The 14005-nt window shown below is 56.0% G+C and carries 14 protein-coding genes and 3 rRNA genes (1 of these 17 running past the window's edge); 9 read left to right on the top strand and 8 right to left on the bottom strand.

Annotated features, from left to right (window positions below; all coding sequences use genetic code 11):
* Nucleotides 1-101 precede the first annotated feature (101 nt).
* From WC600_10610 to WC600_10570, 9 genes are all read left to right on the top strand, one after another.
* The gene (locus tag WC600_10610; GenBank protein ID MFA4903181.1) at nucleotides 102-857 is read left to right on the top strand and encodes a class I SAM-dependent methyltransferase; all 756 of its coding nucleotides are present in this window, start codon (nucleotides 102-104) and stop codon (nucleotides 855-857) included.
* On the top strand, nucleotides 854-1540 hold the full coding sequence (locus tag WC600_10605; GenBank protein ID MFA4903180.1) for a phosphatidylserine decarboxylase: 687 nt from the start codon (nucleotides 854-856) through the stop codon (nucleotides 1538-1540). Before WC600_10610 ends, WC600_10605 begins: the two co-directional genes overlap by 4 nt.
* Before the next feature lie 31 nt (nucleotides 1541-1571).
* On the top strand, nucleotides 1572-3959 hold the full coding sequence (locus WC600_10600) for a glycosyltransferase (GenBank protein MFA4903179.1): 2388 nt from the start codon (nucleotides 1572-1574) through the stop codon (nucleotides 3957-3959).
* Nucleotides 3960-4535: 576 nt separating this feature from the next.
* The gene (gene hpt, locus WC600_10595) at nucleotides 4536-5060 is read left to right on the top strand and encodes a hypoxanthine phosphoribosyltransferase (protein MFA4903178.1); all 525 of its coding nucleotides are present in this window, start codon (nucleotides 4536-4538) and stop codon (nucleotides 5058-5060) included.
* Between the two features lie 103 nt (nucleotides 5061-5163).
* Entirely contained in the window at nucleotides 5164-6129 is a 966-nt protein-coding gene (locus WC600_10590; protein MFA4903177.1) for a hypothetical protein, read from the top strand.
* A gap of 152 nt (nucleotides 6130-6281) precedes the next feature.
* Nucleotides 6282-7745, top strand: coding sequence for an IMP dehydrogenase (gene guaB / locus WC600_10585; protein MFA4903176.1), 1464 nt, complete (start codon nucleotides 6282-6284; stop codon nucleotides 7743-7745).
* A 32-nt stretch (nucleotides 7746-7777) separates the two neighbouring features.
* Complete coding sequence (locus WC600_10580) at nucleotides 7778-8059, top strand: DUF4258 domain-containing protein (GenBank protein ID MFA4903175.1); 282 nt, start codon at nucleotides 7778-7780, stop codon at nucleotides 8057-8059.
* Nucleotides 8056-8277 (top strand): hypothetical protein, encoded by a 222-nt coding sequence (locus WC600_10575; GenBank protein MFA4903174.1) that lies wholly within the window; start codon nucleotides 8056-8058, stop codon nucleotides 8275-8277. Before WC600_10580 ends, WC600_10575 begins: the two co-directional genes overlap by 4 nt.
* Nucleotides 8278-8561: 284 nt before the next feature.
* Nucleotides 8562-10151, top strand: a complete 1590-nt coding sequence (locus WC600_10570; protein MFA4903173.1) for an FAD-dependent oxidoreductase — start codon at nucleotides 8562-8564, stop codon at nucleotides 10149-10151.
* A 93-nt stretch (nucleotides 10152-10244) separates the two neighbouring features.
* Here the strand turns inward: WC600_10570 and WC600_10565 are convergent, their stop codons facing one another.
* From WC600_10565 to WC600_10530, 8 genes are all read right to left on the bottom strand, one after another.
* Nucleotides 10245-10739: a DUF6557 family protein gene (locus WC600_10565; protein MFA4903172.1), complete on the bottom strand. Its 495-nt coding sequence runs from the start codon at nucleotides 10737-10739 to the stop codon at nucleotides 10245-10247.
* Nucleotides 10736-10921: a type II toxin-antitoxin system HicA family toxin gene (locus tag WC600_10560; GenBank protein MFA4903171.1), complete on the bottom strand. Its 186-nt coding sequence runs from the start codon at nucleotides 10919-10921 to the stop codon at nucleotides 10736-10738. The genes WC600_10565 and WC600_10560 overlap by 4 nt, the downstream gene beginning before the upstream one ends.
* A gap of 32 nt (nucleotides 10922-10953) precedes the next feature.
* Complete coding sequence (locus tag WC600_10555) at nucleotides 10954-11160, bottom strand: hypothetical protein (GenBank protein ID MFA4903170.1); 207 nt, start codon at nucleotides 11158-11160, stop codon at nucleotides 10954-10956.
* Nucleotides 11161-11257: 97 nt separating this feature from the next.
* Nucleotides 11258-11372, bottom strand: a 5S ribosomal RNA gene (rrf, locus tag WC600_10550).
* The gene (locus tag WC600_10545) at nucleotides 11365-11601 is read right to left on the bottom strand and encodes a type II toxin-antitoxin system HicB family antitoxin (protein MFA4903169.1); all 237 of its coding nucleotides are present in this window, start codon (nucleotides 11599-11601) and stop codon (nucleotides 11365-11367) included. Before WC600_10545 ends, rrf (WC600_10550) begins: the two co-directional genes overlap by 8 nt.
* A 246-nt stretch (nucleotides 11602-11847) precedes the next feature.
* A complete protein-coding gene (locus tag WC600_10540; GenBank protein MFA4903168.1) occupies nucleotides 11848-13230 on the bottom strand; it encodes a tetratricopeptide repeat protein in 1383 nt (460 codons plus the stop codon).
* A 161-nt stretch (nucleotides 13231-13391) separates the two neighbouring features.
* Nucleotides 13392-13508: ribosomal RNA gene (gene rrf / locus WC600_10535) — 5S ribosomal RNA — on the bottom strand.
* A 96-nt stretch (nucleotides 13509-13604) separates the two neighbouring features.
* Nucleotides 13605-14005 (bottom strand): 23S ribosomal RNA (locus WC600_10530); it runs 2614 nt beyond the window's last position.

The following is a 14005-nucleotide window of genomic DNA, read 5'->3' as shown; positions in this document are numbered from 1 at the left end:
CAACTGTTGTAAGTATTGTCTAAAGAATGTCAGGCTAGTTCAGGCAACAACGATTTAAGTAATATTAAGGGTGTTATTTTCTCTGTACAAAGGGGAGCATAATGAACTTTATGAATCTCAAGACCAAACATAAAGAATCTAGTGAGAATGGGGTTGGACAGAAAAAAGAGTACTTCAGTTTAAATGAAGACCTGCTTCGGGATGTTTTTCAATTTGCCAAACCTTTTGGACATAATGAAAATAGTAAAAAGCTCAATTTAGGCTTTGGTTTTATTTATTATGGCGTCGTGCGGGCTCTCAAACCCAAGCATATCGTAGTCATCGGCTCCGGCTACGGTTACAGCGTCGTCTGTCTGGCTCTGGGGCTCAAAGACAACGCCAGGGGGATGCTCACCTTTATCGATCCTGCCTACTCCTTGATCAAGGACGGTCCCCTGCATACCATCGGCGGGCGCGGCATGTGGAGTGATGCGGACCAGGTGCAGCGCCACTTTCAACGCTTCGGGCTGGAAAATATTGTCACCCACCACCGCCGGCGCAGTGATGAATTCTTTCCGGCGTATCCCAGCTTCAACCTGCCTCCCATTGATCTGGCCTTCATCGATGGCAGCCATGCCTTTAAAGATGTTAAATACGACTTCCTGCAGGTCTTGGAGCAATCCCACAAGAATACCTACATCTTTCTCCATGACACCAACATCTATATCCGGGAACTGATCAAACACGCGGGCGTCAAAAAATGGCTGAACTTCCTCAACAAGCAGGAAGACCATTTTGAGCTGATCAATTTCCCCTTTTCCTCCGGGGTGGCCCTTGTCCGTGTCAAGGACGCCGCCTTTGGCAAGAAACTCCTATGATTCCGGGGTTGCTCATCACCGGGACCCTCATCCTGGCTGGTTTCCTTTATTGGCGTTACGTCTGGTTTTTTCGCAACCCCGACCGGGTGGCACCGCTGGGTGAAAACATCGTGAGCCCGGCCGACGGCACCGTGGTCTATGTCAAAGGGATCGCCCCCGAACAAGACGTCATCACCATCAAGCAGGGGGTGCAGGCCCGGGTCGCGGATATCGTGCGGGAAGACCTGGCCCTGCCCAAGATCCTGGTGGGCATCTTTATGAGCCCCTTCAGCGTCCATTATAACCGGGTCCCCCTGGCCGGCCGCGTTGAGTTCGTCCATCATCACCCGCCTCTGTTTAAAAACCGCTGCATGGCCTCCATGCATTGGCGCACCCTCTTGCGCCGCCCGCCCTTCTATACGAACTCCCTGCACATTTTAAGCAACGAGAGGACGGTGACCAGGCTCTGGGGCAAATTCAAAGAAAAAGCACTGCCCTATTACGTCGTGCAAATTGCCGGCAAAAGCGTCCGGGGCATCGACAGTTATGTCCGGGTTGGGCAACTTCTGGAAAAAGGCGTCACCTTCGGCATGATCCGCATCGGCTCTCAGGTGGATCTGGTGGTGCCGCAAGTCGCTGGCATGCAGGTCGTGGTCCAACCGGGAGATAAAGTGCGGGCTGGGGAAACTATATTAATCAACTAATTTATCAGTCACTTGACCAGCAGGAGGGACCATGAAGATCGACTTGCATGTCCATTCCAAATATTCCACGCGGCCGTCTCAATGGGTGTTGCAAAAATTGGGCTGCCAGGAATGCTACACGGAACCGTTGGCGATCTATCGCATTGCCAAAGAAAAAGGCATGACCGCGGTCACCATTACCGACCACAACACCATCCAGGGTGTTCTGGAAATCTGCCATCTGCCCGATACCTTCATCAGCGAGGAAGTGACCAGTTATTTCCCGGACGGCTGTAAGGTGCACATCCCGGTGTATCAGATCGATGAACGGCAACATGCGGATATCCAGAAAGCCCGGACCAACATCTTTGATCTGGTGGCTTATCTCAATGAAGAAGAGATTACCCACACCCTGGCCCATCCCATCTGGGCGGTGAATAATCGCCTTACCCTGGCCCATTTCGAGCAGCTGCTCCTGTTGTTCAAAAACTTCGAACTGAATGGGGCGCGGGATGCCCGTTTGAATGATTGGCTAAAGATTATTTTGTCCATTCTCTCCCCCGCTGATATGGATAAAATGATGGAGACCTACAAGCTGACCCCGCCGTTTCCCAACCCTTGGGAAAAGAATTTCACCGGGGGGTCCGACGATCACAGCTCCATCAATATTGCCCGGATGTTTACCGAAGTGGAAATGGCGCCTAATCTCACCGAGTATTTCCGGGGACTGAACCAGGGCCGGGCGGAAATCCGCGGCCAGGCCTCCACCCCCTTAACCCTGGCCTATAACATCTACAGCATTGCCTATCAGTTTTATAAAAGTAAATACAAGTTGGGTGACAACCATTCTTATTCCAATATTTTTTCTCAAGTTTTTGAAAGAATACTAGATTCGAATTTCGAGCAGAAAGCGGGTTTTTCTACGTTGTATTATATCGGTAACAAAATTCGCAATATGGTTAAATGCACCCCCAAAGATGATTCCATCATATCCTTAATTACCGACGAAGTTGCGAAGATCCCGTGTATAGAATTGAATGGCGGCACGGAGAATAAATGGTATGAGATCATCAATATGGTTTCGGTGAATATTTTAAAGCAATTCAACAAGAGTTTCCGCAAGGCCTTAACGGGTGCCCATTTTATTGAATTAGTGAATTCCATTACTTCCAGCGGGCTGGTCTACATGGGATTGTCACCTTACTTCGCCGCCTACACTTCCTTTGCCGGGGACCGGCAACTGGGCCAGGAGATCGTCGACCGCTTCTTAGAAGGCAAGCATTCCCGGGTCCCTCAGTCGGACCGCATCAAGCTGGCCCATTTCACCGACACTTTCTATGAAATCAACGGGGTGGGCCTCACGTTGCAGCGCCAGGTTGAAGCCGCGGTGCAGGCCAACAAAAAATACACCATCATCACCTGTGACAAAGCCGGGCATGCGCACCAAAAAGGCGTCAAGAGCTTCACCCCCATCGGGGTCTTTCACTTGCCGGAGTATAAGGAGCAGAAACTCTTTCATCCGCCGGTTTTGGAGATCCTCAATTATTGCTATAAAAACAATTTTACCCATATTAAGGCCGCCACGCCGGGCCCCATGGGACTCACCGCCCTGGCCGTGGCCCGCATGCTGCAACTCCCCATTTGGGGCACCTATCACACCGCGCTTCCCCAGTATGCCCAGTACCTCACGGATGACGGCATCATGGTTGACCTGATGTGGAAGTACATCGTCTGGTTTTATAACCAGATGGATGTGGTCTATGTGCCCTCCCGGAGCACGGCCGAGGAACTGGCCGCCAAAGGCATTAACCCTGATAAAATGAAGGTCTATCCCCGGGGAGTCGATGTCCAGCGCTTCAATCCGGACAAACGCAACGGCTTCCTGCAAAGCCGTTATCACCTGGCGGAGGGCACGAAGCTCCTCTATGTGGGCCGGGTCTCCAAAGAAAAGGACCTGGAGCTCTTGGGGCGCGCCTTCAAGACTTTGACCCAGACCCATGCCGATCTCCACCTGGTGGTGGTGGGCGACGGTCCTTATCTGGAAGAGATGCGCCAGGATTTAGCGGACACTCCCTGCCTGTTTACCGGCTACCTCGAAGGGGAAGACCTGGCGGAGGTCTATGCTTCCTGTGACCTGTTCCTCTTTCCCAGCGCCACGGATACCTTTGGCAACGTGGTGTTGGAGGCCCAGGCTTCGGGCCTGCCCGTGATTGTCACCGATTCAGGGGGTCCCCGGGAAAATGTCCTCCCCGGCCAAACCGGCCTCATTATCCCCGCGCATGACGAAGCCGCCTTGCGTCAGGCCGTGGAGAAGCTGATTGCCGATCCCGAGAATTTAAAGGAGATGGGCCGGCTGGCCCGGGATTATGTCCGGGAGCGCTCCTTTGACCACGCTTTTCAGCAATCCTGGGAGCTCTACGAAGAAAAAGCCGCCAACTGAAAAGCGCTCCAGTAGCACAGGCTTTCCAGCCTGTGCTCAAGTAGGCTAAAGCCTGCGACCACGTAATGTCTATCAATTTTGCAAGAAGCTCAAAAGTTCTTTCCTTCATTCCCCTCTCCTCTTGCCGGGGAGAGTCGGGGTGAGGGGTAAAGCAGAAAAAACTTTTGGCAATGAGTATAAAAGAAAACCCAACTTTTCTGAGGCAACCTCTGCGATAATCTCTTGTGGGATAGCCGGCCTCTGTCGTCCATGCCTGGGGACGATCGATGGCGTCTACACTACACTTTGAGTAACCTGGACCGTGACTGAGACACTCGCAGAGTTTATATAGAGGGGGCTTTCCAAAGCCCCCTTACCCTTCCCCCCAGGCCAGGGAAATTGTAGCTTTCGGCGGATTTACGCCCTGGTTTTACGCCCTCGTTCCCAAGCTCCGGCTTGGGAACGCCACTTTCCGTCCAAGCTCCGCTTGGGCACAACCTCTCGGTTTCCCGCTCCGGTGGCCACGCCCTAACTTCCGCTAAGATTTGACAACGACCTCCCCTTCCTTTATTTTTATGTCCAGTGGGGAGGGAATTCATGGGTACCAATAAGCGTTGCCTCATCTCTAAAGAAGCTATTGCCCGGCGGGTGGCGGAACTGGGAGAGCAGATCGGCCGGGATTATACCGGCCGGGACCTGGTCATGGTGGGAGTCCTGAAAGGGGTGTTCATTTTTATGGCCGACCTGGTGCGGGCCCTGCCTTTTTCCGTGGAAGTGGATTTTGTGCGCCTTTGCAGTTACGGGTCCGACACTACCACGTCCGGCGAGGTGCATATCACCAAGGACGTGGAACTATCTCTCACGGACCGGGATGTCCTGATCGTAGAGGATATTGTCGACACAGGTCTCAGCATGGCTTTCCTTAAACGTCACCTGGCCAGCCACCGGCCCCGCTCGGTCAAAATCTGCTGCCTCATTGACAAAAAAGAGCGCCGGGAAGTGGAGGTCCCCCTTGATTACGTGGGCTTTCCCATAGAAAAAGGCTTTCTGGTGGGCTACGGTCTGGATTGCGGCGAACAGAGCCGCACCCTGCCGGAAATTTTTGTCCTTGAAAAGGATTGATTGCGGCAAGGCATAATCCGCTCTTGCTTCTTCAGCTTCCCGTTTTTCTTGCGCCATAGAGGGCGGGGTTTAAACCCGCCCCTACAGCGATTACAATATTTGAATGATGACCGAGCCCTCTCTATTCCGCTATTTCGCCGCCATCGACGTTGGCAGCCTGACCGTGCGCCTGGCAGTGGCCGAGTCCCTGCCCGGCGGCAAGTTCAGGGTGCTTCTCCACCGCCGCGAGATCACCGGTTTGGGGCAGGGGCTGGCCGCCACTGGGGAATTGGACCCGGAAGGCCTGGCCCGGACCCTGGCGGCCCTGAAGGACTTTAAGCAGGTCATGGCGGCCCATGACGTGCAGGCCTACCGGGCCGTGGGCACCCAGGCCCTCCGCCAGGGCAATAACCGCCAGGTCTTTCTGGATATGGTTCGGAATTCTCTGGGACTCACCGTGGAGGTGCTGGCGCCGGAAGCAGAGGCCCGTTTGTCCCTTACCGGGGTGCTGTCCGCACTTAACCCAAACGTGCTGGCGGCCCCGGCGGTGCTGGTCTTCGATGTGGGCGGCGGCAGCTCCGAGTTTGCCTTGGTGCGGCCCGGCCTTGCCCCGATCTTGGCCAGCCTGCCTCTGGGGGTTCTGACCCTGAGCCAGGCCTCCCCCTTGGGCGACCCGCCGCAGCCGTCCAGGGTGGCAGCCCTGAAAAATAAACTGGCTGCCCAACTGAGCGCTTTCTACCAGGAGACCATCAAGCCCCACCTCCCCGCGGCCCCGCATCTGGTGGGTACCGCCGGCGCGGTCACGACGCTGGCGGCCATGCACTTGCAGTTACGGCAATATGATGCCCATAAAGTCAACCATCTGGTCTTAACCCGGCCTCAAATAGCGGCCCTGGCGGAATTGTTGGCCAGTTTGCCCGAATCTGAGCGAGCCCGCTTGGCCGGCCTCGAACCCGCCAAGGCCGGGGTCATGGTGGCGGGAGCCTTGATCGTCCTGACCATCCTCGAGGTCTGCCGGCAAGATTCCCTGACGGTAATCGACGCCGGGCTTCTGGAGGGAGTTTTGCAGGTGATGGCCGCCAAGTTTTAGGTTTCGGGATTCGCCGAAATTGGTTAATATTTATATTTATTTTTCCGGCGACTTGCTGGCCCCAATTTCATTCATATAATTAAGCATGTCACCTTTTTTCCGTGGCCCAAGATTAATCACCAAGAACTCCAATCCGTAGTAAAGGAAAGCTTATGGCGCCAGATCCCATTCCCTACGCGTTTACCTTCGATGATGTGCTGCTGCTGCCGGGGGCCTCTTCGGTGCTGCCCAGCGAAGCGGATCTCAGCACCCGGTTGACCCGGAGCATATCCCTCAATATTCCGCTGCTTAGTTCTGCCATGGACACGGTCACCGAAGCGGACACAGCCATCTCCTTGGCCCGCCAGGGCGGTATCGGTATTTTGCATCGCAACATGACCATCGAGGCCCAGGCCCTGGAGGCGGAAAAGGTCAAAAAGTCGGAGTCCGGGATGATCATCGACCCGGTGACCATCGGGCCCGAGGCCCGGATCGCCGATGTCTTGCAACTGATGGAACGCTACCGCATCTCCGGCATCCCGGTGGTGGAGGGCAAGAAACTGGTGGGCATCGTCACCAACCGGGACCTGCGCTTTGAAACCAACCTGGAGCAAAAGGTCAAAGAGGTGATGACCAAAGACCACCTGGTCACCGCCCAGGTGGGCATCACCCTGGAGGATTCCAAGGCCTTGCTGCATAAATACCGCATCGAAAAACTCCTGGTGGTGGACGAAGACGGCAACCTCACCGGGCTTATCACCATCAAGGATATCGAGAAGATCCGTAAATATCCCCAATCTTGCAAAGACGACTTCGGCCGCCTGCGGGTGGGGGCCGCCATCGGGGTGGGGGCGGACCGGGAGGCTCGCATTGAGGCTCTGATCAAGGCCGGCGTGGATGTCATCGTTATCGATACCGCACATGGGCATTCTTGGCGGGTGATCGAGACCGTGGAGGATACCAGGCGGAACTTCCCCGGCGTACAGTTGATCGCCGGCAACGTCGCCACCGCCGGAGGCGCCCGGGACCTCATCAAGGCCGGGGTCGACGCGGTCAAGGTAGGGGTGGGTCCCGGTTCCATCTGCACCACCCGGGTGATCGCCGGGGTAGGCGTGCCTCAGTTGACCGCCATCATGGACTGCGCCAAAGCGACCCGGGCGGCGGACATCCCCCTGGTGGCCGACGGCGGCATCAAGTACTCCGGCGACCTAACCAAGGCCCTGGCCGCGGGCGCCGACGTGATCATGATCGGCAGCCTCTTTGCCGGCACCGAAGAATCCCCCGGGGAGACCGTAATCTTCCAGGGCCGCAGCTACAAGATTTACCGGGGCATGGGGTCCGTGGAGGCCATGAAGGCCGGCAGCCGGGACCGCTATTGCCAGGAAGACGTCAACCTGGAGAATAAACTGGTGCCCGAAGGCATTGTGGGCCGGGTGCCGTCCCGGGGGAAACTGGCGGAGGTCGTCTTCCAGCTCATGGGGGGCCTCCGGTCCGGCATGGGTTACGTGGGCGCCAGGACCATCAAGGAACTTCAGGCCAAGGCCAAATTCGTGCGCATCAGCCCCGCGGGCCTCAAGGAATCACACGTCCACGACGTTATCATCATGAAAGAAGCGCCCAATTACTGGGTGGATTAGGGTCTTGAGGGCATAAAACTTAGGGCTGAGGGATGAAAATTCGTTTTTATCTTGACCCAGAAACGGGTCAACCGCATATTCTTAAACATGGCGTAGCTGAGAATGAAATTGCAGAGGTGCTGAGCAGGCCAGGAGAGGATCGGCCAGGGCAAGAAGGCTCCCGGGTAGCAATTGGCCAGACCTCATCCGGACGTTATTTGCGGATTATCTATGTTCCCGATCCAAAACCCAATAGTATTTTTGTCATTACCGCCTATGAATTGAAGGGGAAGCCTTTAATCGCCTATCGGAGGCGTCGAAGGAAAATAAAATGAAAAAAAGCAAGTATCCGCCAGGATGGGATGAAGCCAGGGTAACCCGGGTTTTGGCCCATTATGAGGCACAAACCGAGGCAGAAGCGGTAGCGGAGGACGAAGCGGCCTCTGAGGATCGGACGCAAACCACCATGGAGGTTCCTCTGGAACTTGTTCCAGCGGTTCGAGAACTTATTGCCAAACATAAAGCTAAACCCAGGGAGCAGTCTCCCGATTAATACTGCGGGCCATAAAGAATCCCACGTCCACGACGTCACTTCGTTCAGGATGACAGAAAAAACCGGCTTTGCAATGGCCTGTAGTATTTTTGTCATTGCCGCTAGTTAAGGAAATTTTTTGGTCTTGAAGCATCTCCTTCTAGCGGGACAACCATTTGGCCTCCGCTCTACCCCACCTGAGAAAATCGCGCTTTTTTCCCCATAACCGTTGCCTCCCGATAAGAAGGGCACTACTTTATAAAATTAGGGAGCTGTAGGACCTAATTCCGGGAAGGGAGACGCAGATGTCCAAGGAATCCATCGTCTTCAAGGCGCACGAGCTGCAGGATGGTGAGATGCGTGAGGTGGTCGTGGGGGAGACCAAGGTCTTGGTGGTCCGCCTCAAAGGCCGATTCTATGCTATTGGCGCGGAATGCACCCACTATGGCGGTCCCCTCATCGACGGCGCCTTAAGCGGTCGCCGGGTAGTCTGTGCCTGGCATCAGGCCGCCTTCGATGTGATGACCGGCAACCTGGAAGAGCCTCCGGCCCTGGATGCCCAGCCCTGCTTTGATGTGCGGGTGGAAGACGACGACGTCATCCTCAAGGTGCCGGACGCTGCGGAAAACCGGCGCACCCCCACCATGGTGCGGCGCGACCCCGCCGACAGCCGCACTTTTGTAATCCTGGGGGCCGGGGCTGCGGGCAACGCCGCCGCGGAAACCCTGCGCCAAGACGGCTTTCAGGGCCGCATCGTGATGATCACCGGTGAGCCGCATCTGCCTTACGACCGCCCCAACCTGAGCAAAGGCTACTTAAGCGGCGAAGCCGGTCCCGATGCCCTGCCATGGAGGACTGCCGAGTTCTACCGTGACCACGACATCGAGGTCCTTTTGGGGCAATCCGTCACCCAAGTGGACCCCCGGCGCAAAACCCTTACCTTTGCCGGCGGCGGCTCCCTCGCTTATGACGCCCTGCTCCTGGCCACCGGAGGTCTGCCCCGCAAACTCGACCTTCCCGGGGCCCAATGGCCCAACGTCTTGACCTTAAGAAGCCTCGACGACGCCGATGCCATCATCGCGGCCGCAAGCCCTGCCTCCCGGGTGGTAGTTATCGGCGCCGGCTTCATCGGCATGGAAGCGGCAGCAAGCCTCACCAAACGAGGGCTATCCGTGACCGTGGTAGGCTCCCGCCCTGTCCCTTTAGAACGGCAGTTGGGCGCGGAAATCGGCGGAATGCTCCAAGAGGTCCATACCGAGCACGGCGTCGCCTTCCGCCTGGGCCGCACTCCGGTCCGCTTTGAGGGTAACGGCCGGACGCACGCCGTGGTCCTGGATGACGGCGACACCCTGCCCGCCGACCTGGTGCTGGTGGGTTTGGGGATCAATCCCGCCACCCAGATGCTCACGGGCCTCGAACTCAACCCGGACGGCAGCGTCTCCGTGGATAAGCATCTGAGGGTCACCGACGGGTTGTACGCCGCCGGCGACTTGGCCCGCTTTCCCGACTGGCGCGACGGCGCCCCCATCCGCATTGAGCACTGGCGCCTGGCCGCACAGCATGGCCGGGTAGCAGCGCATAATATGGCCGGCCGCCCCGTTGAATATGCCGGCGTGCCCTTTTTCTGGAGTGAGCAGTTCGATCTCTTCCTCCAGTACGTGGGCTACGCCTCAGCCTGGGACGCCGTCCTGATCCATGGGGACCTGCAGACCCGCAATTTCATAGCCTACTATGTGAAAGCCGACCAAGTGCTGGCCGCCGCGGGGCTCCAACACGACCGCCTACTCGCGGCCATCTCCGAATTAATGCGCCTCAACCACCTGCCCTCAGCCGAGGAAGTGCGCCGTAACCCAGGCTTTGACCCCGTAGCCCGCCTCAAAGCCCTGCAGACCTAAAGCCAAAAGAATGTTTAACGAGTGTGTTCGATGTAGGATGGCGTGTTTTCTATTTGATTTGCCTTATTAAGCCTTGAAAGGAGCATTATTGACCTAATCCTGATAGGTTCCATCTTCTTGCCCCAACATAGTGGGATCGAAGGGAATAAAATCCTCTTTTTTACTCTTCGAGGACCGCTCAAGTTTTTTCCTGAATTTTTTAACCTTTTCCATGGAATAGCCACACCAGGTCATTTCCCAAAAAACATGGCACAAGATGTCCAACTCGGAATATTTTCCCAGGGTCTCCGTCTCAATTTCCATCCCCAGCCACTCGTCCCATTCCACTAGAAACAGGCTGTAGCTTTCTTCCTGCCCATCCTCCCTAAGACTGCCGTCTCTGCCCAAAACGTCATGATAGCCGCTTTCTTCATCTTCCCGGTACTCAATATGAATCCGCATCTTAGAATCTATGAGCTTAAGATATTGAATATATTCGAAAGCCTCCCGGGCTCTCTTTCTTTTCCTTTTCTCCTTAGGGTATAGTTCCGCATAAGCTGGCTCAACTTCTTGCCAGGTGTATCGAGATATAAGCTCCGACAACTTCATAAGTCCTCGGGGGTAAGGCCGGTAACCTTGGCAATGCGGGCCAGCATCTTCGGCCCGATTTCTTCATTATCATGAAAGGCGAACACGACGTCGGGCCAGCCGCTCCGAGACAAAGTGCGGTGGGATCCGGAGGTTTTCGACGTTCTCTTGATCTTCCAGCCAAGCCTCACCAAACCTGCCAATACCCGTCTTGCTTTGGTGGCGGGCCAGCTACTCATGCCGCGGCAAACAAAATATTTATCGGCTCGGCCAGCATCTCACCATGTTCCAGCCGCTCGGCCAGGACCCGCAGGGCCAGAGCCTGGGCCTTGGCCAGAGCTTCCTGGCGGGTCTGGCCATAGACCATCACCCCGGGAAGTTCCAGCACCTCCGCCAGCCAGCGGCCATCTTCTTCCTGCTCGGATTCCACAGTAAATTGCATAACCTTTCCCTCTGATCCATTTATACCAAATCATCTTGGAATAAAAATAAAAAAAGCCCGCCTCAGTCAAGAGGCGGGGCTGCTGCTATGATATTAAATCCGGCGGCGTCCTCCTTTCCCACGCAGTCACCCACGGAGGAGCATCGGCGTTGCAGGGCTTGAATACCGAGTTCGGGATGGGATCGGGTGTGGCCCCAACCTTTGCTATCGCACATTTTCCAGGCCCCATTCCGGCGCGGAAATGTCAATAGTGGTCATCTGGGCCTCGGCTTCAAAGGGCACTGCAGTGCTCAACAGGTCTTCGGCTCCTATTTTTAGGGACTCCAGCAATTCTTCCCGGGTCTTCTCCTGGGCATTGACCCCGGGAAGATCGACCAGCCAACCGATCCACCAATCATCGCTTTGCTTAATCATGGCCCTGAATTTCATTATTTCACCCATGGAATCTCCAGGTCTTTGCAAATCTTCCTGGCCAGTTCATCGACTATTTCAGTATGCCGGGGAACCAAGGTCCTAAAGCTCCCCTTTTGGTAAATAGAATGCCGCCCACCTTCCCTGAGCAAGAAAGCGCCGTGTTTACCTATATGCTTGATTAAGGTCTTTCTCTTCACTGAGCACAAGGTAATAAAAAACCCCGCCTCAGTCAAGAGGCGGGGCTGCTGCTATGATATTAAATCCGGCGGCGTCCTACTTTCCCACTCCGTCACCCACGGAGGACCAACGGCCCTGCGGGTCTTGGTCTATTAAGCTCGGGAATGGATTTGTGGGGCTTATAGATTTTAAAATTAAGGTCTGGTCTTGCCCGTGGTTCGCTGGTGGGCCGAACTCACTCTGAACTTCCTTATCTTTTTCCCTCTCCCGCAGCAGGGCCACGGCGCTCAGCAGGCTGGCTCTAGCTTTTTTCACGTAGTAAGGGGCCTGGGTCGCTTCGAGGACCTCCAAAGCGCTCATGTAGGCTGATACCGTCTCTTTTAGCATTTCCGTCCCATCATGCTGTGCTCCCAGCCACTGAAGCGCGTTACCCAGATTGTACTGCGTTAGGGCCCAGTCCAGAGGCACCCGCTCACGGGTCCCTTCCTTGAGCGCCTCCTGGTAGGCCGCCACCGCCTCTTTTAGCCTTTCCATGCCGCTCTCCCGCTCCCCAAGCCTGCAGAGCGCAGAGCCCAGGTTGTTCTGGGTCAAGGCCCACTGAAGCGGCGCCCGCTCCCGGGTATACTCTTTGAGCGCTGCCCTGTGGGTCGTTATCGCCTCTTCCAGGTGCCTTTTCTGCCCGCTCTGTTCGCCCAATTTATGCTGGGCAGTACCCAGGATCACCAGCGTGGCGCCCCTGGCATCCGCATTCCAGCCCGGTCGTTCACCACTGGCCTTCAGGAGCTGTTTCACCCGGGCAATGAAAGGGGGGAGCCTGTCCGCCACGTAGCGCCCCTCCTGGGCCTCAAGTTCCGTCGCCCCTGAGGTGACTTGCAGGCGCAGGATTTCCGCTAGGTCGCCCCAGAAGACTTCCGGCAAGCTCAGCTGCGCCTCGGCCAGGGGCGCCGCATAGCGCTCCGGCTTCCGCGCCTCCCCTGCCGCCGGGGTCCAATACAGCTTGTATACCGTGCTGCTCCCCCTACTGAGGACCGCCCCCCAGATGAGCACAGAGGCCCCGCTCTCCTTGAGATAGCGTTGAGCCTCTTCCTGTCCCCGCTTTTCCATTACCTCCGGCACCGGCCCTTCCAAGGGGATGGTCCGGTCCAGCCTGAGAGTCTGCACCCCTTCGAACTCCTTGAGGGCCTCGATGATCAGGAGCTCGTGCTCCCGTTGGGCGTCATTCTCCAGGTGGGCCACCAGGATGGAATAGCGGTTGGGGTCGGCTTTGCGAATCGGCCAGCGGGTGAAGTGGGTGACGACAGGTTTAACGCCAGGCAAGGTTTTCACCTTTTCCCAATCCCAATATACATAAGCGGCTGCGAGTAAGACGAAAAGGACGACCAGGCCGGGAATGCCGTAGCGACGGAATATCTCCTGGTGAATCAATTCACCAAGTTTTGGCGGCTTTCCTTTCTTTGGCGGTTTGCCTTTCTTTGGCATTCCGTTTCCTCCACCTGTCCAGGCAGCAACATGAGTACGCCCTTTTCTACTGGGCATCAAATCCCGAGATCATTTTTGTACCATGTTAAAATAATATAGGGAATTTGAGAATAAAAAAACCCCGCCTCAGTCAAGAGGCGGGGCTGCTGCTATGATATTAAATCCGGCGGCGTCCTACTTTCCCACGCAGTCACCCACGTAGTATCATCGGCGTTGCAGGGCTTAACTACCGAGTTCGGGATGGGATCGGGTGTGGCCCCTGCGCTATGGCCACCGGAAACTTTATGTCACGTTACCAGTGAGCGGAACCTTGGGTCCGCTCAATCGAATCTGGAAGAAATGAGTCCTTAGCAGTTTCCAAAAACAAGGGAAATATGGTCAAGCCGCACGGCCGATTAGTACCAGTCGGCTCCACACATTACTGCGCTTCCACCTCTGGCCTATCAACCTGGTGGTCTACCAGGGGCCTTTAGGGATCTTACGATCCGGGAGATCTATTCTTGAGGTCGGCTTCCCGCTTAGATGCTTTCAGCGGTTATCCGGTCCGAACATGGCTACCCGGCGCTGCGCCTGGCGGCACAACCGGAACACTAGCGGTTCGTCCATCCCGGTCCTCTCGTACTAGGGACAGCTCCTCTCAAATCTCCTACGCCCACAACAGATAGGGACCAAACTGTCTCACGACGTTTTAAACCCAGCTCACGTACCGCTTTAATTGGCGAACAGCCAAACCCTTGGGACCTTCTTCAGCCCCAGGATGCGATGAGCCGACATC

It is taken from the genome of Desulfobaccales bacterium, assembly GCA_041648175.1.
GTDB lineage: Bacteria > Desulfobacterota > Desulfobaccia > Desulfobaccales > 0-14-0-80-60-11 > 0-14-0-80-60-11.
This window is presented reverse-complemented; position numbering and strand designations above follow the sequence as displayed.

What these genes read in the sequence shown, in the direction of transcription:
- WC600_10610 (MFA4903181.1), top strand. Translation starts at nt 102, where the DNA reads ATGAACTTTATGAATCTCAAGACCAAACATAAAGAATCTAGTGAGAAT.
- WC600_10605 (MFA4903180.1), top strand. Translation starts at nt 854, where the DNA reads ATGATTCCGGGGTTGCTCATCACCGGGACCCTCATCCTGGCTGGTTTC.
- WC600_10600 (MFA4903179.1), top strand. Translation starts at nt 1,572, where the DNA reads ATGAAGATCGACTTGCATGTCCATTCCAAATATTCCACGCGGCCGTCT.
- hpt (MFA4903178.1), top strand. Translation starts at nt 4,536, where the DNA reads ATGGGTACCAATAAGCGTTGCCTCATCTCTAAAGAAGCTATTGCCCGG.
- WC600_10590 (MFA4903177.1), top strand. Translation starts at nt 5,164, where the DNA reads ATGATGACCGAGCCCTCTCTATTCCGCTATTTCGCCGCCATCGACGTT.
- guaB (MFA4903176.1), top strand. Translation starts at nt 6,282, where the DNA reads ATGGCGCCAGATCCCATTCCCTACGCGTTTACCTTCGATGATGTGCTG.
- WC600_10580 (MFA4903175.1), top strand. Translation starts at nt 7,778, where the DNA reads ATGAAAATTCGTTTTTATCTTGACCCAGAAACGGGTCAACCGCATATT.
- WC600_10575 (MFA4903174.1), top strand. Translation starts at nt 8,056, where the DNA reads ATGAAAAAAAGCAAGTATCCGCCAGGATGGGATGAAGCCAGGGTAACC.
- WC600_10570 (MFA4903173.1), top strand. Translation starts at nt 8,562, where the DNA reads ATGTCCAAGGAATCCATCGTCTTCAAGGCGCACGAGCTGCAGGATGGT.
- WC600_10565 (MFA4903172.1), bottom strand. Translation starts at nt 10,739, where the DNA reads ATGAAGTTGTCGGAGCTTATATCTCGATACACCTGGCAAGAAGTTGAG.
- WC600_10555 (MFA4903170.1), bottom strand. Translation starts at nt 11,160, where the DNA reads ATGCAATTTACTGTGGAATCCGAGCAGGAAGAAGATGGCCGCTGGCTG.
- WC600_10545 (MFA4903169.1), bottom strand. Translation starts at nt 11,601, where the DNA reads ATGGGTGAAATAATGAAATTCAGGGCCATGATTAAGCAAAGCGATGAT.
- WC600_10540 (MFA4903168.1), bottom strand. Translation starts at nt 13,230, where the DNA reads ATGCCAAAGAAAGGCAAACCGCCAAAGAAAGGAAAGCCGCCAAAACTT.